This window comes from Saccharothrix sp., from assembly GCF_031180885.1.
GTDB lineage: Bacteria > Actinomycetota > Actinomycetes > Mycobacteriales > Pseudonocardiaceae > Actinosynnema.
Genome location: NZ_JAPSLK010000074.1, coordinates 15,543 through 35,620, shown reverse-complemented (window position 1 = coordinate 35,620; position 20,078 = coordinate 15,543). Strand labels below are relative to the sequence as shown.

21 protein-coding genes and 1 pseudogene are annotated in these 20,078 nt (G+C 74.1%); 12 read left to right on the top strand and 10 right to left on the bottom strand.

Annotated elements, in window-relative coordinates; translation table 11 throughout:
* From RIN75_RS40145 to RIN75_RS40135, 3 genes and pseudogenes are all read left to right on the top strand, one after another.
* A pseudogene (locus RIN75_RS40145) lies at nucleotides 1–1,639 on the top strand (hypothetical protein); the annotation flags it as partial.
* Nucleotides 1,581–2,060 (top strand): hypothetical protein, encoded by a 480-nt coding sequence (locus tag RIN75_RS40140; RefSeq protein ID WP_309117349.1) that lies wholly within the window; start codon nucleotides 1,581–1,583, stop codon nucleotides 2,058–2,060. The pseudogene RIN75_RS40145 and the gene RIN75_RS40140, both read left to right, overlap by 59 nt.
* A 4-nt stretch (nucleotides 2,061–2,064) precedes the next feature.
* Nucleotides 2,065–2,499 carry a hypothetical protein gene (locus RIN75_RS40135; protein WP_309117348.1) on the top strand — a complete coding sequence of 145 codons (435 nt, stop codon included), beginning with the start codon at nucleotides 2,065–2,067 and terminating at the stop codon, nucleotides 2,497–2,499.
* Between the two features lie 135 nt (nucleotides 2,500–2,634).
* Here the strand turns inward: RIN75_RS40135 and RIN75_RS40130 are convergent, their stop codons facing one another.
* Both RIN75_RS40130 and RIN75_RS40125 read right to left on the bottom strand, forming a co-directional pair.
* Nucleotides 2,635–2,796: a hypothetical protein gene (locus RIN75_RS40130; protein WP_309117347.1), complete on the bottom strand. Its 162-nt coding sequence runs from the start codon at nucleotides 2,794–2,796 to the stop codon at nucleotides 2,635–2,637.
* Nucleotides 2,797–2,805: 9 nt separating this feature from the next.
* A complete protein-coding gene (locus RIN75_RS40125; protein ID WP_309117346.1) occupies nucleotides 2,806–3,171 on the bottom strand; it encodes a hypothetical protein in 366 nt (121 codons plus the stop codon).
* Between the two features lie 97 nt (nucleotides 3,172–3,268).
* Between RIN75_RS40125 and RIN75_RS40120 the strand changes: the two genes are divergently transcribed.
* Nucleotides 3,269–4,372 carry a glutamate--cysteine ligase gene (locus RIN75_RS40120; RefSeq protein ID WP_375296091.1) on the top strand — a complete coding sequence of 368 codons (1,104 nt, stop codon included), beginning with the start codon at nucleotides 3,269–3,271 and terminating at the stop codon, nucleotides 4,370–4,372.
* Complete coding sequence (locus RIN75_RS40115) at nucleotides 4,369–5,364, top strand: iron-containing redox enzyme family protein (RefSeq protein WP_309117344.1); 996 nt, start codon at nucleotides 4,369–4,371, stop codon at nucleotides 5,362–5,364. Before RIN75_RS40120 ends, RIN75_RS40115 begins: the two co-directional genes overlap by 4 nt.
* Nucleotides 5,365–5,394: 30 nt before the next feature.
* On the opposite strand, the gene RIN75_RS40110 is transcribed toward RIN75_RS40115, so the two are convergent.
* From RIN75_RS40110 to RIN75_RS40100, 3 genes are read right to left on the bottom strand one after another with little or no spacing between them, the layout of a single operon-like run.
* Nucleotides 5,395–6,060: a HemK2/MTQ2 family protein methyltransferase gene (locus tag RIN75_RS40110; protein WP_375296089.1), complete on the bottom strand. Its 666-nt coding sequence runs from the start codon at nucleotides 6,058–6,060 to the stop codon at nucleotides 5,395–5,397.
* A gap of 47 nt (nucleotides 6,061–6,107) precedes the next feature.
* Nucleotides 6,108–7,547 (bottom strand): PP2C family protein-serine/threonine phosphatase, encoded by a 1,440-nt coding sequence (locus RIN75_RS40105; RefSeq protein WP_309117343.1) that lies wholly within the window; start codon nucleotides 7,545–7,547, stop codon nucleotides 6,108–6,110.
* On the bottom strand, nucleotides 7,544–8,410 hold the full coding sequence (locus tag RIN75_RS40100; RefSeq protein ID WP_309117342.1) for a GAF and ANTAR domain-containing protein: 867 nt from the start codon (nucleotides 8,408–8,410) through the stop codon (nucleotides 7,544–7,546). The genes RIN75_RS40105 and RIN75_RS40100 overlap by 4 nt, the downstream gene beginning before the upstream one ends.
* 89 nt (nucleotides 8,411–8,499) lie before the next feature.
* Here RIN75_RS40100 and RIN75_RS40095 point away from each other — a divergent pair, with 89 nt between their 5' ends.
* A complete protein-coding gene (locus RIN75_RS40095) occupies nucleotides 8,500–9,579 on the top strand; it encodes a glycosyltransferase (RefSeq protein ID WP_375296088.1) in 1,080 nt (359 codons plus the stop codon).
* 159 nt (nucleotides 9,580–9,738) lie between these two features.
* A complete protein-coding gene (locus RIN75_RS40090) occupies nucleotides 9,739–10,362 on the top strand; it encodes a flavin reductase family protein (RefSeq protein ID WP_375296090.1) in 624 nt (207 codons plus the stop codon).
* A gap of 1 nt (nucleotide 10,363) precedes the next feature.
* Here the strand turns inward: RIN75_RS40090 and RIN75_RS40085 are convergent, their stop codons facing one another.
* Together RIN75_RS40085 and RIN75_RS40080 are read right to left on the bottom strand one after the other, a co-directional pair.
* The gene (locus tag RIN75_RS40085) at nucleotides 10,364–11,203 is read right to left on the bottom strand and encodes a metalloregulator ArsR/SmtB family transcription factor (protein ID WP_309117341.1); all 840 of its coding nucleotides are present in this window, start codon (nucleotides 11,201–11,203) and stop codon (nucleotides 10,364–10,366) included.
* Nucleotides 11,204–11,259: 56 nt separating this feature from the next.
* Nucleotides 11,260–12,294: an AraC family transcriptional regulator gene (locus RIN75_RS40080; RefSeq protein WP_309117340.1), complete on the bottom strand. Its 1,035-nt coding sequence runs from the start codon at nucleotides 12,292–12,294 to the stop codon at nucleotides 11,260–11,262.
* A 132-nt stretch (nucleotides 12,295–12,426) separates the two neighbouring features.
* Between RIN75_RS40080 and fabG the strand changes: the two genes are divergently transcribed.
* On the top strand, nucleotides 12,427–13,131 hold the full coding sequence (gene fabG / locus RIN75_RS40075; protein ID WP_309117339.1) for a 3-oxoacyl-ACP reductase FabG: 705 nt from the start codon (nucleotides 12,427–12,429) through the stop codon (nucleotides 13,129–13,131).
* Entirely contained in the window at nucleotides 13,131–13,649 is a 519-nt protein-coding gene (locus RIN75_RS40070) for a response regulator transcription factor (RefSeq protein WP_309117338.1), read from the top strand. The genes fabG and RIN75_RS40070 overlap by 1 nt, the downstream gene beginning before the upstream one ends.
* A gap of 5 nt (nucleotides 13,650–13,654) precedes the next feature.
* Here RIN75_RS40070 and RIN75_RS40065 read toward each other — a convergent pair whose 3' ends face one another.
* Nucleotides 13,655–14,917, bottom strand: a complete 1,263-nt coding sequence (locus tag RIN75_RS40065) for a beta-ketoacyl-[acyl-carrier-protein] synthase family protein (protein WP_309117337.1) — start codon at nucleotides 14,915–14,917, stop codon at nucleotides 13,655–13,657.
* Nucleotides 14,918–15,044: 127 nt separating this feature from the next.
* Here RIN75_RS40065 and RIN75_RS40060 point away from each other — a divergent pair, with 127 nt between their 5' ends.
* The 3 genes from RIN75_RS40060 (at nucleotide 15,045) to RIN75_RS40050 (ending at nucleotide 18,935) form a co-directional block, all read left to right on the top strand.
* Nucleotides 15,045–16,658, top strand: coding sequence for a fatty acyl-AMP ligase (locus RIN75_RS40060; protein WP_309117336.1), 1,614 nt, complete (start codon nucleotides 15,045–15,047; stop codon nucleotides 16,656–16,658).
* Nucleotides 16,658–18,400 carry a fatty acyl-AMP ligase gene (locus tag RIN75_RS40055; RefSeq protein WP_309117335.1) on the top strand — a complete coding sequence of 581 codons (1,743 nt, stop codon included), beginning with the start codon at nucleotides 16,658–16,660 and terminating at the stop codon, nucleotides 18,398–18,400. The genes RIN75_RS40060 and RIN75_RS40055 overlap by 1 nt, the downstream gene beginning before the upstream one ends.
* 88 nt (nucleotides 18,401–18,488) lie before the next feature.
* The gene (locus RIN75_RS40050; protein WP_309117334.1) at nucleotides 18,489–18,935 is read left to right on the top strand and encodes an SDR family NAD(P)-dependent oxidoreductase; all 447 of its coding nucleotides are present in this window, start codon (nucleotides 18,489–18,491) and stop codon (nucleotides 18,933–18,935) included.
* Nucleotides 18,936–19,152: 217 nt separating this feature from the next.
* Here RIN75_RS40050 and RIN75_RS40045 read toward each other — a convergent pair whose 3' ends face one another.
* Together RIN75_RS40045 and RIN75_RS40040 are read right to left on the bottom strand one after the other, a co-directional pair.
* Nucleotides 19,153–19,806, bottom strand: a complete 654-nt coding sequence (locus tag RIN75_RS40045) for a TOPRIM nucleotidyl transferase/hydrolase domain-containing protein (RefSeq protein ID WP_309117333.1) — start codon at nucleotides 19,804–19,806, stop codon at nucleotides 19,153–19,155.
* A 33-nt stretch (nucleotides 19,807–19,839) separates the two neighbouring features.
* Nucleotides 19,840–20,064, bottom strand: coding sequence for a hypothetical protein (locus RIN75_RS40040; protein ID WP_309117332.1), 225 nt, complete (start codon nucleotides 20,062–20,064; stop codon nucleotides 19,840–19,842).
* Nucleotides 20,065–20,078 lie beyond the last annotated feature (14 nt).

The window sequence follows — 20,078 nt, the reverse complement described above, 5'->3', positions numbered from 1 at the left end:
AATCCCACCCAACGGCGAATGGGAAACCCACCGCCCCGACGGCACCAAAACCAAAACCGGCCAAGACGGCTACGTCCCCGGCACCCCCGACCACCACCGCACCAACCACACCGACGCCGACGACGCCCGCGACCGCATGGCCAAGCCGGTCAAGCCGATCAAGGACTCGCCGGACTACGACCGGTCGCCCCAGCAGCAGACCACCTGGGACCCGCCGCGCCAACCCAACGGCGATCCACTGCCCGAGGTGCCGATGCAGGTCGACACCCGGACCCGGGTCGCGGACTTCAACGGCCGCGAGCCGCTGCAGCCCAACTCCCGCATGGTCGTCACCGACACCGACGGCAACCCGCGCGGCGTGTTCTACACCGACGCCAACCGGAACATCACGCACGTCGAAACCTCCGTGCCCAACAAGGGTTTCGGCCAGGACCCGTTCACCGCGCCGGCCAACCCGGACACCTCGCGGCCGATGCCGGGCGTGACGTACCGGATCGAACTCGGCCACAACATGCACCACACCTACGAGGCGCCGACCCCGCACGACCGCGGGCCGACGGGGCCCCAGCCCGAGGCGACCGTGCCGCCGCCGCGCGACCCCTCCCTGCCGCCCGCCGACCCGCAGCCGCCGCGGCGCTTCGACGCGTTCGAGCGCGGCGACGCGGCTCCCGCGGTGGACTGGAACCCGCCGGGCGACGCGGACGGCAACTACCGGATGGCCGACCCGGTCCGGGACTACGACGTCCGCCAGTCCGGGCCGTTCTCGCTGACCGGGCCGCGCGACCCGCACACGCGCTACGACGTCTACGACAAGGACGGCAAGTGGCACGGGTCGTTCTACACCGACGCCGACGGCAACTTCTCGCACGTCCACACCTGGTCGGGCAACCAGGTCCACGGCTTCAACCCCGAGTTGGGCACCGGCCGGACGTGGAGCGACGGCGTCGACGTCCCGCGCCCGAACACGACCTACGCGGTGGGGCCGCGCTACCTGGAGAGCAACGGCTACGACCCGCGGGAACCGCGCCAGCTCTACCGGACCGACGAGCACGGCGACACCATCGCGGTCAGCGGCCGGCCCGACTACCCGCCGGCCGGCAAGACCGCCGAGGAGCACTGGGGCCCGCGGCGCGGCGAGCGCGGACCGGACAAGGACGGCAGGCTCCAGACCGACGTCGGCCAGATCGCCACCGGCGCCGGGCGCGGTAGCGCCCGCATGACCGGCGAGCTGGACCAGCACGCCCGGCCGCCGGCCGAGCGCCCGCTGTTCCGGTTCGCGGGCGGCCACCTGGTCTCGTACGAGGCCGGTGGTCCGGGCGAGCGGATCAACCACGTGCCGCAGTGGGCGCACGAGAACAGCAACTGGGAACTGGACGAGCGGCCGACCTCGGACTCCTGGCGCGCCATGGAGAACGACCTCACCGGCATGGGCCAGCGGCCCGACGCCACGGTCGACCGGTTCGACGTCTGGGCCGAGCGCCACACCCCGGACCGCCGCACGCCGGACGTCCTGCACGCGCGGTGGACGCTGTCCACGGACAACCCGCCCACGATCCGCACCGAAGGAAGGTCGTTCCACAATGTCCCCGGACCAGCCCGCCACCCCGACTTCGTCCCCCCGCCACCGCCGACCCCCTGAGCGCGGGGAACTGCTGCTGCACCGGGTGGGGCTGGACCTCGTCGCGGCGGCGCCCGAGGGCTGGCACCGGATCGACCTGCAGTACCGCGGCAACGTCGCCTACGGCCACACCACGCTCACCGTGCTGCGGCCGGGCGGCGTGCCGGTCGCGGTGGACCTGCCGGAGACCGTCGAACCGGCGCTGCGCGAGCTGCGCGACCTGATGCACGAACCCGGCACGGGCACGTGGTTCTCCATGCGCTACACCGTGGACCCGCCCCTGGAGTACCGGGCGCTGTTCAACTTCGAGCACGACCCGCGCTGGTCGCCGGACCTGCCGGCGGACGCGTGGGCGGCCGACCAGGCCGCGTACCCGCGCGCGCCGGAGTTCCTGCCGGACTGGCTGCGGGCGCGGCTCGCCGAGGACGAAGAGGGATACTGACCCCATGACTGAGCCACTCAGCGTCGAAGCCCAGGGCGAGGCCCTGGCCGCGATCACCGAGCGGCTGGTGTTCGAGCTGCCCCCCGGGTGGAACCACCTCCAGCTGATCTACGCCGCGGTGGGTGAGTACACCGCGTTCTCCGGCCTGCTGCGCATGGAGAACGGCGGCCTGTACGGGTGGGTGCCGCCGGACGACGTGAAGGACCGGTTCGCGGCCCTGCGCGCCGGCATGGCCCGCCCGGACCGCGGCTCGTGGTTCCAGGCCACGTTCCGCCTCGACTACCCGGACGCCTACTCGGTCGACTTCAACCGCACCGACCTGCCGGACTTCGCGACCCCGCCGCCCGCCGAGGCGTACGCGCGCGAACTCGAACTCTTCCCGCGCGCGGAGGAGCAGATCCCGGCCTGGCTGCGCGAGGGCGCGGCTTCCGGCGGCTGACCTTCCTCGCACGCGCGGTGGTCGAGCAGTGCGAACCGCACTTCGGCCTGGCGGAAGACCCGATCACGGAGTTGACGCACTACGAGCAGGCCGCCACCCGGGCGGTCGTCTGGCGGGCCTGACCGGCTGACGGGGTCAGTCCGGGGGCTCGACGGTTCCGGCGTTCTCGACGGTGTCCTGGGTGGTCGGGGTTTCCCGGGGGACCTGCGGGGTCTCCACGTCCAGGTCTTCCAGGCGCGGGGTGCCGGGGGACGGTGGTGGGTCCGGGTTCAGGGGGTTGTCGTCGGGTTCGGTCATGTCGGACGGTTACCCGCGCCCCCGCTCGGCCAAGCCCGATCGGCCGTTCGACGGGGATCGGGCCGGGGCCAGTTGGCCCAGTGCGGCGGTGAGCAGGAGGCGGGCTTCGAGGAGTTCGCCGTAGCGGAGGTGCTCGCAGGCGGCGTCCAGGCACGCGCGGGCCGCGCCGGGCAGGTCTCTATCACCCGGTCGAGTGCGTTTGAGGGCTTCGACGAGGCGGACGTGTGCGGAGCGTGCGCAGGTGGCCGGGTCGTGGGGCGGGCAGGTCTCGGTGAGGGCCTCGCGGATCGCGTGCTCCAGTGCGTTGACCAGTTCCCGAACGCTCATCGAGATCGCCGCCTCGGCCGTCCCGCGGACCCGCGCCGCGTGACGCAACCAGCGGGTTCCCCCGGCGGCGACCGGCCAATCCCCGGTTCACCGGGGGTGTGGCCGGGTATCGACGGGGCGGGGGACGACTGCGAGGAGGCGCGTGCTGGACGACAGCGGCACGACCATCGGTGTCGAGGAGGAGTTCCTGCTGGTCGACCCCGGGACCCGCCGGCCGGTGCCGCGCGCCGACGACGTGCTGGCGCGGGTCGGCGCTGTGCCGGGCGGGCAGGTGCACGGGGAGTTGCACGCCACGCAGGTGGAGTTCGCCAGCGCGGTGTGCACGGGCGTCGACCAGTTGGCCGCCCAGCTCGCCGAAGGACGGCGCCGGCTCGCGAGGGCGGCCCGGGACGTGGGCGCGGTGCTGGTGCCCTCCGGCGCGCCGGTGCTGGAGGCGACGCCGCCGCCGCGGCCGGGGCAGGAGCGGTTCCGGCGGATCACCGACCTCTACGGCGGCCAGGTCGCCGACTACCAGTGCTGCGGCTGCCACGTGCACGTCGGCGTGCCGGACCGGGAGACGGCGGTGGCGGTGGTCAACCACCTGCGCCCGTGGTTGCCCACGCTGCTGGCGCTGTCGGTGAACTCGCCGTTCGCGCACGGCCGGGACACCGGGTTCGGCAGTTGGCGGATGGTCGAGCAGTCCCGGTTCCCCGGCTCGGGCGTGCCGCCGCGGTTCGGGTCGGCCGACGCCTACGACGCCGCCGTGGACCGCCTGGTGGACTGCGGGGTGGTGGTGGACGCCGGGATGAGCTTCTGGCTGGCCCGGCTGTCGCCGCGCTACCCGACCGTGGAGGTGCGCGCGGCCGACACCGCCGCGACGGTCGAGCGTGCCGTGGCGCAGGCCGTGCTGACCCGGGCGCTGGTGGACCGGGCGGTGGCCGACCTGGCGCGGGGGCGTGAAGGCCCGGTGCTGGACGATCAGGTGCTCGCCGCGGCGGTGTGGTCGGCCGCGCGGTACGGGCTGGACGGTCCGGGGGTCGACCCGTGGCGCGGGGTGCGCGTCCCGGCGGAGGACCTGGTCACCGCGCTGGTCCGGCACACCGGGCTCGCGGGCGTGCCGGCCGGGGACGGTGGCGCGCGGTTGCAGCGGCGGGCGGCGGCGCGCGCGGCAGGCCCGCGACCGGGTTCGGACGGGGGACTGGTGGCCGTGGTCGACGCCCTGGCGGCGGCGTGCATCGGTTCCCGGGAGGCGGGTAACCCGCCGTCGTGACCCTGGCTCTGGAGACCCCCGTCCTGCCGACCCCGCGCGGACCCGTGTCCGCCGCGGTCGTGGCGGCGCTGCGCGACGACCCGCCACCCGCCGCCCTGCCGCTGGAGGAGGCGCGCGCGGCCGACCCGTACGGCGAGGACCTGCACCTGGCCCTGCACGTCTGCTACGAACTGCACTACCGCGGCTTCCGGGACGTCTCACCGGACTGGGAGTGGGAACCGGAGCTGCTGCGGCTGCGCGCCGGGCTGGAGCGGGTGTTCCGCGCCGCCCTGGACGCCGACCTGGCCGACCGGGTCGACCTGGTCGACGCCCTGGACGACCTGCTGGTGGAACCGGTGGACGGCGCGGGCGTGAGCCACTTCCTGCGCGACCGCGGCGACTGGTGGCACATGCGCGAGTACCTGGTGCACCGGTCGGTCTACCACCTCAAGGAGGCCGACCCGCACGCGTGGGTGATCCCGCGGCTGTCCGGCACCGCCAAGGCCGCGCTGGTCGCGGTCGAGTTCGACGAGTTCGGCGGCGGGCGGGGCGACCGGATGCACTCCCAGCTCTACGCGCGGCTGCTGGCCGGCGCCGGGCTGGCGACCGGTTACCTGCACTACCTCGACCACGTCCCCGCGCCGATGCTGGCCACGGTGAACCTGATGTCGCTGTGCGGCCTGCACCAGGGCCTGCGCGGGGCGCTGGTCGGCCACTTCGCCGCCGCCGAGATCACCACCGCGCCCAGTGCCGCCCGCATGGCCAAGGCGCTGGCCAGGATGAACGCCCACGCCGACTGCATCGCGTTCTTCACCGAGCACATCGAGGCGGACGCGGTGCACGAGCAGGTCATGCGGCACGACGTGGTGGGCGACCTGGTGGCGCGGGAACCGGAGCTGGCCTCGTCGGTCGTGTTCGGCATCCGGGCCACCGAGCTGTTGGAACAGCGCCTGGCCGACCACCTGCTGGGCGCGTGGGCACAGGGGCGCAGTTCCCTGCTGCGGCCGGTGTGAGGGCTGAGCGCTGCGGCCTGTGTGCGGGGTTCAAGCGGCGTCCGCGCGGACCACGACCAGTTCCTCCCGGTCCCGGCCCGGCTCGACGAAACCGTTGGCGCGCAACCACTCCGCCCGCCGGCGCAGCACCGGCCCGAACGGGACGACGCGCCGCGCGACCACCGCCGCCTTCAACCCGCCGCCACGCAGTTGGCGCAGGGTCTGGTCCTCGTCGGCCAGCGCGGAGTGCACGACGACCGCCATCCCCTTGTCCGCCAGCAACAACGGCAGCACCGCGCACAGCCGGTCCAGCACCGACCGCCCGTCCGGCCCGGCGTCCCACGCCACCGCCCGGCCCCGCGCGGGCGTCCCCGGAGCGGGCACGTAGGGCGGGTTGGCCAGCACGACGTCGTAGGTCTCGCCGCCGACCAGGTCCGCGAAGTCCCCGCGCCGCACGCGGACCGGCACGCCCCGCGCCCGCCCGTTGCACCACGCCGCGACCACCGCCCGCCGGCTGCGGTCCACGGCCGTCACCTCGGCGGCCCCGGCCAGTCCCGCCAGGATGCCGAGCACCCCGGTGCCGGCGCACACGTCCAGCACCCGCGCCCCCTCGGGCACACCGGCGGCCGCCAGTGCTTCCGCCGCCAGCCACGTGTCCTCCTGCGGGCGGTACACCCCGGGCGGTCTCCACAGCCACATGGACGGAAGGTTCCCCACACCGTCCACCCCAAACAGCCGTCTTCCCGCTGTCTACAGTGGACGGACTACGGAGGCGCCCAGCGGGCGAGCAGGACGGTGGCGTCGTCGCGGAGCGGGCCGTGCTGGTGCGCCAGGACGGCTTTGACCAGGCGGCGGGCGGTCTCCGGCGGTGGGCTGCCGGCGGCGGCCTCGCGGCGCAGGAACTCGACGAGGCGGGGTTCGCCGAAGGGGGTGCCTTCGGCGTCGACGGCCCCGGTGACGCCGTCGGTGTAGAGGACCAGCCAGTCGTCCGGCCGCAGCGTCTCCTCACCCACGCGCAGGTCGCCCAGGCCGAACCCGAGCGGGCCGCAGCCATCGCCCAGCGGCGTGACCACCTGCCCGCCGCGCAGCACCAGGGGTGGCGGGTGGCCCGTGTTGACGTAGCGCAGGCGGCCGGTGGTGAGGTCGAGGTCGACCAGCACGGCGGTGGCGGACGCGTCCGCACCGAACTGCCGCCGGATCGTCTCGTCCATCGCGCGGGCCTGCTCGGCCAGCCCCCGACCGGCGTGGCGGGCGCTGCGGTGCGCGGCCAGGGCGGTGGCGGCGATCAGGCCGCTGCGCAGGTCGTGGCCCGCCGCGTCGAGCACGACGAGGGTCGCGGAGGTCTCGGACAGGGCGTAGTCGAACGCGTCGCCGCTGACCTGCGGGCGCGGCTCCTGGACACCGGAGACCACGAACCGGTCCACGCCCGCGGTCGACGGCGGCAACAGGGACCAGATCAGCTCGGCGTTCACCGTGCGGGTCTCCGGCCGGCGGGTGCGGTCCACGCCGTCGCCGTACTGGGACAGCAGGGTGACCAGGTGCCCGAGCAGCATGGACAGCCACCGGCACTGGGTGCGCAGACCCGGGTCGTCCAGGTCCGCCACCGCGCCGACCTCGACCTCCAGCACGCCCAGCCGCTCCGCCCCGGCCAGCAGGGGCACCCACAGCCGGGGCCGGTCCGGGGTGTGCGCCGGGAAGATCCGGACCTGCTGGTAGGCGCGGCCGGCCAGGGTCGAGTCGACCTCCAGCGGGTCCGCGGAGCTGTTCGGCTGTCCGGGGAAGGCCATGGGGCGCAGCAGGCGCTGCTCGTAGTCGACCAAATGGACGGTGATGGTCACACCGAGTGCCGCCGCGGCGGCCTCCGCGACGGCGGGCAGCCGGTCCGGCGGGGCCAGTTCGCTGCCCTCCAGCAGGCGGACCAGGGCGGCGAAGGGCTCGCTGCGGGGCGTGCTGTCGCGGAACGGCCTGCTGTAGCCGGCGCGGTGGGTGAGTTCGTCGAGGCGTTCGTTGACGGCGTGGGCGAGCACGTCCCGCTCCAGCGGCGGCAGGCTGCCCAGGCCGTGCACGTAGGCGTCCACGTCGAGGAACCCGGCCTCGCCGCCGAGCCCGAAGTACCGCAGCCACAACTCCTCCGTGGACAGTTCGGCGCGCTGCAACGCCTGGGTGAGGCTGCGCTGCTGTTCGGCGGCTTGGTCCTCGGTCATGCGTCGTCAGCCTTGGTTTCACCCGGTCGGGTCGGCAGTACCCCGGTCCGGGTGAGTTGTTCGGCGATGTCGCGCAGCTTGGCGTTGGTGTGCTGGCTGGCCCGCGCGAGCACCGCGAACGCCTGGTCGGCGGTCAGCTTGTGGCGTTCCATCAGGATGCCCTTCGCCTGCCCGATCAGGTCGCGGGTGCGCACCGCCTCGCCCAGGTGGTCCCGTTGCTGGGCGGTGGCCAGGGCGATCGCGGAGTGCCCGGCGAACAGGCTGCCGACGTGCTCGGACTCGTCGTCGAACGCGTGCGCCCGCCTGGCGTAGAGGTTGAGCGCGCCCAGGTCGTCGTTCTCGACGAACAGCTGGAACGACAGCATCGACCCCACGTCCATCTCCACCGCCCGCGCGGCGAAGGCCGGCCATCTGGTCTCCTGGGCCAGGTCGGGCACGGAGACGATCTTCTCGTCGTACAGGGCGGCCAGGCAGGGGCCCTGGGCGGTGTCGTACTGGACCTGGTCGACGTCGACCGGCAGGTCACCGGTGGTGGCGACGGTCCGCACCTCGCGCCGGCCCAGGACCGTCATGATCCCGGCGTGCTCGGCGCCCGGCACGGTGCCCACCGCGGCGCGCACGATGGCGTCCATCGTCTCCTGCTCGCCGCCCTGCTGCTGGAGCAGGCGGGCGATGGCGGTGAGGTGGGTGGCCAGGTCGGGGCCGCCGGTGAAGGTGCGGCCGGCGCCTGGTTCGGGGGAGATCTGCTCGACCATGGGTCGCCTTTCCGTGGCGTGCGGCGGCGTGCCGGGGCGTGTCCCGGTGGTTACCCGCCCGCCGTCGCCGATCCACCCGCCGATCGACCCGGACACGCTGAGTGGCACGACGCGCCGGTCCTGGGTACGGTCGGTGACCAAGGGTTGAGCAGGCAGCCTGCCGTCCGCCGTCGCCGAGGCGATACCGGAGAGCAACTGTGCGCATCGCTGTCGTGGCCCTCGACACCACCGGCCCGCTTGCCCAGGTCACCGCCCTCGCCCGCGGTTTGACCCGGTTGGCGCACAAGGTGGTCGTCTACCGCACCGGGCCGGCCCGAACCCCGGTCGGCTACCGGACGGTCCACCTGACCCCTCAGGCGGACCTCGCCGAGTGCGTCCGCGAGCTGGAGGAGCACTGGTCCGACGAACGCCCGGACGTGGTCCACGCCCACGACTGGACCGCCGGCGTCGCGTCCCTCCTGGCGGCCCGCCGCTTCGACCTGCCGGTCGTGCAGAGCTTCCACGACGTCGGCGGGCGCCTGCGCCGCTCCGGCGTCCCAGTGCACCCCCGGAGGGAGGCGTTGGAACGGCTGATCGTCCGGCAGGCGGCGCACGTGCTGGCGCACGGCCGGGTCGACCTGGCCGACCTGCTGCGGATGGGCGTGCCCAGGTCCCGCGTGTCGCCCATGCCCGACATCGTCGACGTGGACCGCTTCACCCCCGACGGCCCGTCCGACGCCCGACGCATGCCCCACCGCCTGATCTCGGTGGGCCGGCTGCGCCCCACGTCGGGCCTGGACGAGGTGATCGACGCCCTGTCGGCGGTGCCGGACACCGAACTGGTCGTCGTGGCCGGTCGCGCGCCGGGTGCCGGGGCGGAGGTCGGCAGGCTCGCCACGTTCGCCCACCGCCACGGCGTGCGGGCACGGGTCCGCCTGGCCACCGACGTCCCCGCGCAAGCTCTGCCGCGCCTGTTGAGATCGGCTGACCTCCTGGTCAGCACCCCCGCATCCGGCCCCGGCGTCCTGGAGGCGATGGCGTGCGGTGTCCCGGTGGTCGCGGCTGCGGCGAGTTCGGCGGCGGCTTTGGTGGTCGACGGCGTGACCGGCGTGGTCGTCCCGCCCGCCGACCGCCCGACCCTGGTCCGCACCCTCCGCCGCCTGCTCGGCAGCCCGGCCCTGCGAGACGCCTACGGCACCGCGGGCGCGGACCGCGCGAGAACCTGCTACAGCCCCGGGTGCGTGGCCGAGAAGACCGCCCGCCTCTACAAGTCGGTCACCGCCCGGAAGTCGTCATAGCCCTGACCGAACCCGTCGTCGGACCGCCGGTCGTGACGGCTGATTCCCGCCGGCTGCCATCGGGGTCGGCCGGCGAGACTGGAGCGCGTGACCACGGAACCACTTGTGCACCAGCGCATCGAGCCCGGCATCCTGTACTTCGGCACCCCCGTCGTCCTGATCTCCAGCGAGAACGAGGACGGCACGCCCAACCTCGCCCCCATCTCCTCGGCGTTCTGGCTCGGCTGGCGCGCGGTGCTCGGGATCGGTGCCAGGTCGCAGACCACCCGCAACCTCCTGCGCACCGGGGAAGGCGTGCTCAACCTGCCCTCGGACGCGTTGGCGCCCAACGTGGACCGGCTCGCGCTCACCACCGGGTCGGACCCGGTGCCGCCGGGGAAGGCGCGGCGCGGGTACTTCCACGTGGCGGACAAGTTCGGGCGGGCCGGGTTGACTCCGGTGGCGTCGGAGACGGTGGGGCCGCCGCGGGTGGCGGAGTGCCCGGTGGCGATGGAGGTCGTGGTCGAGGCGGTGCACCCGGTGGCGGAGGCGGACGAGGGGCAGCGGGGGTCGATCGCCGCGGTCGAGGTGCGCGTGCAGCGGGTGTTCGTGCACGAGGACATCCGGATGGCGGGCGCCGAGGACCGCATCGACCCCGACGCGTGGCGGCCGCTGATCATGAGCTTCCAGAAGTTCTACGGCCTCGGCCCGCAGGTGCACCCGTCCACGCTGGCGACCATCCCCGAACGCCTCTACCGCGGCCCGGACATCGAACGGGCGCGGGCCGTCCCGGTGAAGGCGTGACTCAGCACGCCGCGCCGGTGCGGCGTTCCAGGAGGACGGTGTCGCGCCACACCCCGTGGTGCTGCGCGATGCGTTCGCGGACGCCGACGGTGCGGAAGCCGGCCGAGTGGTGCAGGGCGATGCTGGCCCGGTTCTCCGGGAAGATCGCCGTCTGCAACGTCCACAGGCCGGCGTCGTCGGCGGCGGTGACCTGCTTGTGCAGCAACGCCTTCCCCACGCCCCGGCCGCGCGCGCCGTCGCCGACGTAGATCGACGTCTCGGCGACGCCCGCGTAGCAGTCCCGGGCGGACACGGGGGTGGCGGCGGCCCAGCCGACCACCGCCCCGTCGATCTCGGCGATCCAGCGGTGGTCGGGCAGCCACTTGGCGTCCAGGGTGCGGCGGCTCGGGGTCTCGGTCTCGAACGTGGCGTTGCGGGTGGCGATGCCCTCGCCGTAGATGCGCCGCACGTCGGTCCAGTCGTCCTCGGTCATCGCGCGGACGGCGACGTCGGCGGGCAGGTCGGTGGGGCAGCACGGGCGCGTGACGACGGTGCCCATGACGGCGTCGGCGGCGTGCGGCAGTCCGGTGCAGCACGCGGTGTTGACCGACACGAGGGTCTGGGTGCCCTCCTTGCGCAGCCGCACGAACCCGGTGTCGGCGAGCTTGCGCAGGTGGTGCGAGCAGGTGGGCTGGCTGACGCCGATCGCCTCGGCCAGCGCGCCCACCGGGATCTCGCCGGGGTGCACGGCCACGGTGTGCAGCAGGCGGATCCGGGTGGGGTCGGCGAGGCAGGCGAACCACTGGGCGTAGGTCGTCGCGTCCTCGACCGGCAGGCCGGCGGCGGGCGTCAGCGTCGTCATGCCGTCGACTATAGCGTGGCCGGCCGGAGTCTTCAGAGATGTACGTCTATGAAGACTTAGTAAATTGATAGGGATTCATCGATGTTAGCGCGGTAGGTGCCCGGGGTGACGCCGGTCCAGCGGCGGAACGCTCGGGTGAAGGTCGAGGCGTCGGAGTAGCCCAGGCGCAGGGCGATGGGGGACAGGCCCAGACGGGTCGTGGTCAGCAGCTCGACCGCCGCCGCGTGGCGCGCCTCCGCCGCCACCCGGTGGAACGACGTGCCCTCGGCGGCCAGTCGACGCCGCAAGGTGCGCGGGGACATGTGCAGGCGCGCGGCGGCGGTGTCCATGTCGATGACGGTGCCATCGATGCGGAACAGCTCACGGACCCGTCCCGCGACCGGGCCGTCGAGCCGGTCGAGCAGCAGCAGATCGCACTCCCGGGCGCACGCGCGCATGGTCCGAGGATCGGCCTGCGGCAGAGCCCGGTCCAGTACCGACGTCGAGGCCACCAAGGCGTCGCGGGGCGCGCCGAACGACACCGGGACGTCGCCGAACAACCCCGGCGTCGGCGGCCGCCGCAGGTCGATCCGCAGCAGCGGCACCGGTTCGCCCAGCAACCCGCCGACGATGCCCCGGATCGACGCCAACTCCCGCTCCACCACGAAGTCCCGCACGGCCGCCGGCACGCCGCTGTCGTCCACCTGCATCCGGACCTCGCCCCCGGCCACCCGCAGCGACACGCCGGCGGTGGCGTAGGTCAGCGCCAGCCGGGGCAGCCCGACCTCGGCCGCGACGCCCAGGGTCGGGCTGGCCATCAGCGCGAAGCCCCACACGCCGTAGTGCCGCAGCCGCAGCCGTGACCCGACGTCGACCCCGAGCCCGGGCCGCGGGCAGGCGCGCACCAGGTTCCGCGCCACCACCAACTCCTGGGACCCGCGCACCACCGCCGCCGGGTCGTCCACCTCCTCGGGCGTGACCCCGCTGCCGGCGAGCAGCGTCCGGGCGTCCACCCCGTGCTCCCGCCCCACCGCCACCATGCCGCGCACCCCGGCCGTGCCGCGCCGGCCGAAAATGCCCACCGGGCGTCCCGTGATGTCTACGGCCCGCACCGCCGTCCTCCCTAACGTCAATTCCAGGGGGCGCCGGTGCCCGTCACCGGCAACCACCGTACAAGGCGGTTCGCGGCCCATCCGCGAATGCGCCGGGAAATCATTCGACCGGCCTAGGAAATGGAGTTGGCAATGACCCGAACGGTGCTCGTCACGGGTGGCAACCGAGGTATCGGCCTGGCCACCGCGCGGGCGTTCGCCGAACGCGGTGACCGGGTGGCGGTCACCCACCGCGGGGCCGTGGTGCCGGACTACCTGTTCGGCGTGCGGTGCGACGTCACCGACCCCGAGGCGGTGGAGGCCGCCTTCACGCGTGTGGAGCAGGAACTGGGCCCGGTGGAGGTCCTGGTGGCCAACGCCGGCATCACCGACAACACCCTGCTCACCCGGATGACCGAGGACCGCTTCGCCCGCGTCCTGGACACCAACCTCACCGGCGCGTGGCGCTGCGCCCGGCGCGCGGTCGGCCAGATGGTCCGCAACCGGTCCGGCCGGATGATCTTCATCTCGTCCGTGGCCGCCCTGTACGGCAGCGCCGGCATGGCGAACTACGCGGCCAGCAAGGCCGGCTTGATCGGGCTGGCCCGGTCGCTGGCGCGGGAACTGGGCAGCCGGCGGGTGACCGCGAACGTGGTGGCGCCCGGGTACGTCGTCACCGACATGACCGCAGACCTGCCGCAGCAGTACGGGGCGGCCTACCGGGACGCGATCCCGCTGCGCAGGTTCGCCGAGCCGGAGGAGGTCGCGGCCGTGGTCGAGTGGCTGGCCGGTCCCGGCGCCGCGTACATCACCGGCGCGGTCATCCCGGTGGACGGCGGGATGGGGATGGGTCACTGATGGACGTGCTCCTGGTAGCGCCGCGCCGGCCGCCCTCGTTGGCGTCCTTGCCGCGGGCCTCGCTCGCGGAGGTGGTGCGCAGGCGTCCGGATGTCGTGCTGGTGGACGCCGACGACGGGGTGGTGCGCGAGTTGGTGGACGCGGGGTTGGCGGTGGTGGTGTTGGTGGCTCCGCACGAGGTGGCCCGGTACCTGCACACCGGAGCGCGTGGCTTCGCGTGCCGTGACGGGAGGGAGGCGATGGCGGCGGCACAGGCGGTCGCGACCGGCGGAACCTACCTGGCGGCGGCGCTGGTGGAGCAGTTGCGGGCCAGCCCGCCGCTGCGGGAGTTGACCGAGCGGGAGCGCGAGGTGCTGCGGCTGGTGGCGCTGGGCAGGTCGAACCGGGAGATCGCGCGGGAGATGCACGTGACGGCCGCGACGGTGAAGACGCACGTGTCGCACATCCTGACCAAGCTCGACCTGCCCAACCGGATGCACGCGGCCCTGCTGGCGCAACGCGAAGGCCTGCGCTGCTGACCGGGTCACGGCTTGGTGAAGGCCAGGACGACGTTGTGGCCGCCGAACCCGAACGAGTTCGACAGGGCGGCGGTCACGTGCGCCCGGCGGGCCGCGTCGGCGACGATCTCCAGCTTCACCTCGGGGTCCGGGTCGGTCAGGTTCAGCGTCGGCGGGATGACGCCGTGGTGGATGGTCAGCGCGGTGAAGGCCGCTTCCACGGCACCCGCCCCGCCGATGCAGTGACCGGTGGCGGACTTGGTGGCGGTCAGCAACGGATGGGGGCCTACGGCGGCGAGGATCGCTGACGCCTCGACGCGATCGCCGACCCGGGTGCCGGGGGCGTGGGCGTTGACGTGGGTGACGTCGTGCGGGTTGAGGCGGGCCGTGCGCAGGGCTTCCTGGAGGGCTCTGACCTGGCCGTCCGGGGCCGGGGCGGTCATGTCGTGGGCGTCGGCGCTGAGGCCGGCACCGGCCAGGGTCGCGTACGGGCGGGCACCCCGAGAACGGGCGTGCGAAGCCTTCTCCAGGACCAGGGCGGCGGCGCCCTCGGCCATGACGAAACCGTCGCGGGCGGCGTCGAACGGACGGGACGCCCGGGTCGGGGTGTCGTTGCGGCGGGACAGGGCTCCCATCCGGGCGAACGTCGAGAGCGACAACTCGCCCAGGCACGCCTCCGCCCCGCCCGCCACGACGATGTCGGCACGGCCGGCGCGCAGCATCGACAGCCCGAGCGCGATGGCCTCCGCACCGGAAGCGCAGGCGCTGGTGGGGGCGTGCGCGCCGGCACGTGCGCCCAGGGCGAGGCTGACGGCGGCGGCCGGGCCGTTGGGCATGAGCATGGTCACGGCGAAGGGCGACACCCGGTCCGGCCCCAGCTCTTTGAGCCGCTCGTGTTGGGCGACAAGGGTTCCGCCGCCGCCCAAGCCGGTGCCGATGACAACGCCGAAGCGTTCCGCCGGCACGTCCGGGGCACCCGCGTCGGCCCACGCCTCGCGGGCGGCGATCACGGCGATCTGCTGGCAGCGGTCCCAACGGCGGGCTTCCACGCGGTCCAGCGCGGCGACGGGGTCGGCGCGTAAGGGCGCACCGATGCGCACCGGCAGTGCCTGAGCCCAGGGGAGGGCGACGGCCCCGGACTCGCCGGCGAGCAGGGCCGTCCACGACGACGGCGCGTCGCCGCCCTGGGGTGTGGTCATGCCCAGACCCGTCACCACCACCGGGTCGTCGGGCGGCGGGGGCAGGGTGGGGTGCAGGGCGTGTTCGAACAACGGGCGGCGCGGTGCCATCGGATTCCCCTTTCGTGGTGGGTGCAGGCAAGCACGTTCTCCGGTCTCTCCGGATCGGCCGCGCGGCCGATCCGCGAGCCGGGTCCGCCGGATTACGTTTTCTGCTCCCATGCGGAAAGGAGGCGCCATGCCGGCGCTGGCCGAACTGACGGACGTGGTCGAATTGTGTCGACATCAAGCGGAATGCTTTCCCGATCGGCGTTCGCACGTTTTCCTGGACCACACCGGGAACGAGTCCGCCGCGCTCACCTTCGGCGAACTCGACCTGCGCGCCCGGGCGATCGCCGCCCGGCTGCGCGACCTGGTCGGGCCGGGGGCGTGCGCGGTGCTCAGCCACGCGCGGGGCGTGGACTTCGTGCCCGCGTTCCTGGGGTGCCTGTACGCGGGGGTGGTGGCGGTGCCCGCCCCGGCCACCCGGCGCACCCACGGCGACCCCCGGTTCGAGCGGCTGGCCGACATCGTCGCCGACGCCCGGCCCGACCTGCTGCTGTGCGGCTCGGACCGGCTCGCCGGGCGGGGCCTGGTGGACCGCGCGCTGCCCACCGACCTGGTCGACCCGGCCCACGCGGAGCGGTTCCAGCCGGTCCCGGTCGGCCCGGACGCGATCTCCCACGTCCAGTACACCTCCGGCGCCACCGGCAAGCCCAAGGGCGTCGTGATCACCCACGGGAACGTGCTGGCCAACGTCCGCCTGATCGCCGGGTCCGCGCCGGACACGCCCGACCGGCCGCCCACGGTGACGTGGCTGCCGCTGTTCCACGACATGGGCCTGGTCGGCGGTGTCCTGCACCCGCTGTACGCGGGCCGCACGTCGGTGGTCATGGCGCCGCAGGACTTCGCCCGCTCCCCGGTCACCTGGCTGGCCGCGTTGGACCGCTACCGCGCCGAGTTCGCCGCCGCGCCCGCCCTGGGCTACGACCGGTGCGCCCGGCAGGTCACCGACGAGCAGCGCGACGCGCTGGACCTGAGCCGGCTGCGGGTGGCGGTGATCAGCGACGAACCCCTGCGCGCGGAGACCGTCGACGCGTTCGCCGCGCGGTTCGCCCGCAGCGGGTTCCGGCGGGAGGCGTTCTTCCCCGGTTACGGCCTGGCCGAGTCGACCGTGCTGGTCAGCGGCGGGCCGCGCGCGGGCGGGCCGGTGATCACCGCGTTCGACCCCGAGGAACTGGCCGCGGGCCGGGTCCGGCCGAGCCCGCACGGCCGCAGGCTGGTCGCGTCGGGCGTCCCGGACCCGGCGTGCACGGTGGTCATCACCGACCCCGACACGGGCGAACCCCTGCCCCCGGACCGGGTCGGTGAGATCCGGGTCGCCGGGCCGAGCGTCGGCGCGGGCTACTGGCGGCGTCCCGACGACCCCGCGTTCGGCACCACCGTCCCCGGCCACGGCGGCGGCTTCCTGCGCACCGGCAACCTCGGCTTCCGGCACGACGGCCTGCTCCACGTGCGCTGCCGGCTCGCCGACGCGATCACCGTCGACGGCCGCGTCCTGATGCCCTACGACCTGGAGGACGCGGTCGTGGCGAGCCACCCCGCGATCCGGGCCGCGTGCGCGTTCACCGACCCCGCCGGCCGGGTCGTCGTGCTGGCCGAGACCCGCGAGCCGGTGGCCGTCGAGGTGCCCGACGTGGACCTCGTCGTCCCGGTCCGCCCCGGCACGTTGCGCTACACCACCAGCGGCAAGCTGCGCCGCGCCGACACCCGGGCGGCCTGGCTGTCCGGCCGCGACGGGAGGACCCGCTGATGCACATCCTCGACCCCCGGATCCACCTGCCCGGTAACGGCGCCCCGCTGGCCACCCTGGTGGACCTGTGCCGCGCACGCGCCACCGCCGAACCCGACCGCCCCGTCTTCCGGCACCGCTCGCCGGACGCGACCCTGACCCTGGGCGAGTTCGACACCCGCGCCCGCGCGCTCGCCGTCCGGCTGCTGGACATCGTCCCCGCCGGGTCCCGCGCGCTGCTCGGCTTCGCGCCCGGTCTGGACTTCGCGGTGGGCCTCGCCGGTTGCCTCTACGCGGGCGTGGTGGCCGTGCCGGTGCCACCGCTGGGCGGACCGGGCGCGCGCGTCGAATCCGTGGTGCGCAGCGCCCGACCCGGCGTCGTGCTCTCGACCGCGCGGGAACTGGCCGCGCTGGGCGAATTGTTCCACCGCACGCCCGCGCTGGCCGACCTGGTCACCATCGCCGTCGACACCCTCGACCCGACGCGAGCCGACCGGTGGCAACGGCCCGACGCCGGCCCGGACACGGTGGCCTACCTCCAGTACTCGTCCGGGTCGACCGGCGTGCCCAAGGGCGTGACCCTCACCCACGCCAACGTCCTGCACAACCTGGCGTTGATCCACCAGGCCACCACCCGGCCCGGCGACGCCGAGGGCGAGCCACGGCCCACGTCGGTGCTGTGGCTGCCGCAGCACTACAACATGGGCCTGATCGGCAGCGTGCTGGAACCGCTGTACTCCGGGCACGACGTGGTCACCATGGCCGCGTCGGCGTTCGTCCGCAGCCCGTACACGTGGCTGCGCACCCTGTCCGACGTCGGCCGCGTCGACACGTGCGCGCCGAACTTCGCGCTGGACCTGTGCACCCGCCGGATCACCGGGCCGCAACTGGACACCCTCGACCTCGGCGGGGTGGAGATGCTGCTCATCGGCGGCGAACCCGTGCGGGCGGCCACGCTCGACCGGTTCCACGAGACCTTCGCGCGGGCGGGGTTGCGCCGGGAAGCCCTCGTGCCCGCCTACGGGCTGGCGGAGTCGACCGTGCTGGTGACGGCGGGTCAGATCGGCCAGGGACCGGTGCTGCTGCGGGTCGACCGGACCGCGTTGAGCGCCGGCGTGGCACGGCCGGTCGAGCCCGCGGCGGGCGGGCACGTGCTGGTCAGCTCGGGCGCGGTGCCGCCGTCGACGACCGTCGTGCCGGTGGACACCGCCACCGGGCTGGCGTGCGACGACGGTCGCGTGGGGGAGATCCACGTGTCCGGGCCGAGCGTCGGGGCGGGGTACTGGAACGCGGGGCCGGACGTGCCGGACGTGTTCGGCGCGGTGCTGCCCGACCACCCCGACCGCCGGTTCCTGCGCACCGGCGACCTCGGTTTCCGTTACGACGGCGAGCTGTTCGTCACCGGCCGCGCCAAGGACGTGATCATCGTCGCGGGCGCGAACCACTACCCGCACGACATCGAGGCGACCGTGGAGCAGGCGCACCCGGCCGTGCGCGAGCGGGGCGTGTGCGCGTTGGGGGTGGACGACGGGGAGCGGGAACGGCTCGTGGTGCTGGCCGAGGTCGTTTCGGGGTCCACAGTGGACGGTGTGGAGCTGGTGCAGGCGATCCGGCGGGCGGTCCACGTCTCGCACGGTCTTCAGGCGCACGGCGTGGAGCTGCTCGCGCCGGGAGCCTTGCCGTACACGGTGAACGGCAAGCTGCGCCGTGCGGACTGCCTGCGTGCGCACCTGGCCGGCACCTTGCCCCGATGGGTGCCATGACGCGGGTCACGGTGTGTCACGGAGGTGGGGGAGCCGGTGTCTTCAGTCCGATCGGGCGCGCGGTGCCACGGCTGGAGAGGGGATTTCCATGAGCAAGGTCTGGTTCGTCACCGGTTCGTCGCGCGGTCTGGCCCGCTGCTTCGTCGAGGCCGCGCTGTCCCGGGGCGACAAGGTTGCCGCGACCGCGCGCAGTGTTGCGAGCCTTGACGACTTGGTCGACACCCACGGCGATGCGGTGCTGCCGTTGGAGATGGACGTGACCGACAAGGCCGGCGTGGCGGAGGCCGTGCAGCGGGCGGTGCGTCGGTTAGCGCGAGCGCCTGGCGCGGTGGCGGGCAAGCAGCCGGCGGGTGACCCCGTCGCGGCGGCGCAGGCCTTGCTGAAGCTGGTGGACGCGGAGAACCCGCCCCTGCGGGCGCTCCGCGGCCAGGGCTTCTACCCGATGATCAAACAGGCGTACGCCGACCGCCTCCAGATGTGGGAGGACTGGCAGGCCCTGTCGGCGGAAGCGCACGGCAACCTGGCCCAGGCCTGACCACGGTTCCGGTGCCCCCGCGCCGGGGCACCGGGATCGGCCCACGCACCACGAGCCGGACTGGCACTGCCGGTCGGGCCGCCGCGCCGGCCGGCCTTCCGCAACGGGCCGGGCGGGCACTTCCCCAAGGCCGTGCCACCGGGCGGGGTTCACGCGTTCGGCAACGCTCGCCGGTCCCGGTGCACCCATCAACCGTCAGACCGCCCGGAACATCCCCTTACATGGACGCGAGCAAAGCGGTGAGCGGAACTGGCACCCGGGCGAGCGGGATCGCGTCGACGAGCAAGCGGGCGTAGCGGAGTTTGCGTCGTGAGCCTGCGCCGAGGAAACGTCGCATCTGCGCCGTTTCGTCCCTTCCGCGCCACGCCGGCTGCCGCTGGATCTTGCGAAACGCCCCCAGGTCACCGTTCGCGCCCAGCACCTCCGTGACCAACACGGTCCCGGCGGCGCGGATCAGTTCGTCCTCCAAGTCCTCGACGCACACGAAGAACCCCATCCGCGCCAGAGCATCCCGCGACCCCGGCGCACCCAGCCCCGCCGCCGCCAAACCCCGCTGGAGGACGCCCACCTCACCAAGGTCGCACAGCCCGACCAGCCGCACCCCGCCCCCGCCGAACCGCCGCAACTGCCGGGCCACCCCGTGCGCGCCACCCACCGGCAGCACCACGACACCCTCGGCCTCCAGGTCCCGGCCGTGCCGCAGAGCAAGGGTCTCGACCGCGATCTGGTCGCTGACCCCCTCGACCAGCACCACGACCCGGGCACCCTCCGCGCGCGCCAACGCCACGACCGTGGCCTCGGTCGCCGCCGCCGGCCCGGTCACGTACCCCGCGAGAAGCTCGCCACCCTCCACCACCGCACTCTCGACCAATCCCCCGATCCACGCCACCCGATATGCCAGACCTCAGGCGCGGCGGGCCGCGATCGTCTCCCGCACGACCTCGAAAGCATCCGCCACCGGCCCCAGGTGGGCCAGCTTGTCCGGGTTGATCACCGCCCGGATCGTGTGCACCCGGCCACCCAGCACGTCCAAGCTCAGGATGTTCACGATCCGCCCCTCCCTGTCGCGGAACACCGCGCCTGGCCGGCCGTTGACCTCCAGCGGCTGCACGGTGCCGCCGATCCGCACCTCTTCGGCCGGCT

Excerpts from the sequence above, each read along its gene's own strand:
- RIN75_RS40140 (WP_309117349.1), top strand. The coding sequence starts at position 1,581 with ATGTCCCCGGACCAGCCCGCCACCCCGACTTCGTCCCCCCGCCACCGC.
- RIN75_RS40135 (WP_309117348.1), top strand. The coding sequence starts at position 2,065 with ATGACTGAGCCACTCAGCGTCGAAGCCCAGGGCGAGGCCCTGGCCGCG.
- RIN75_RS40130 (WP_309117347.1), bottom strand. The coding sequence starts at position 2,796 with ATGACCGAACCCGACGACAACCCCCTGAACCCGGACCCACCACCGTCC.
- RIN75_RS40105 (WP_309117343.1), bottom strand. The coding sequence starts at position 7,547 with ATGACCGAGGACCAAGCCGCCGAACAGCAGCGCAGCCTCACCCAGGCG.
- RIN75_RS40085 (WP_309117341.1), bottom strand. The coding sequence starts at position 11,203 with ATGACGACGCTGACGCCCGCCGCCGGCCTGCCGGTCGAGGACGCGACG.
- fabG (WP_309117339.1), top strand. The coding sequence starts at position 12,427 with ATGACCCGAACGGTGCTCGTCACGGGTGGCAACCGAGGTATCGGCCTG.
- RIN75_RS40070 (WP_309117338.1), top strand. The coding sequence starts at position 13,131 with ATGGACGTGCTCCTGGTAGCGCCGCGCCGGCCGCCCTCGTTGGCGTCC.
- RIN75_RS40065 (WP_309117337.1), bottom strand. The coding sequence starts at position 14,917 with ATGGCACCGCGCCGCCCGTTGTTCGAACACGCCCTGCACCCCACCCTG.
- RIN75_RS40060 (WP_309117336.1), top strand. The coding sequence starts at position 15,045 with ATGCCGGCGCTGGCCGAACTGACGGACGTGGTCGAATTGTGTCGACAT.
- RIN75_RS40055 (WP_309117335.1), top strand. The coding sequence starts at position 16,658 with ATGCACATCCTCGACCCCCGGATCCACCTGCCCGGTAACGGCGCCCCG.
- RIN75_RS40050 (WP_309117334.1), top strand. The coding sequence starts at position 18,489 with ATGAGCAAGGTCTGGTTCGTCACCGGTTCGTCGCGCGGTCTGGCCCGC.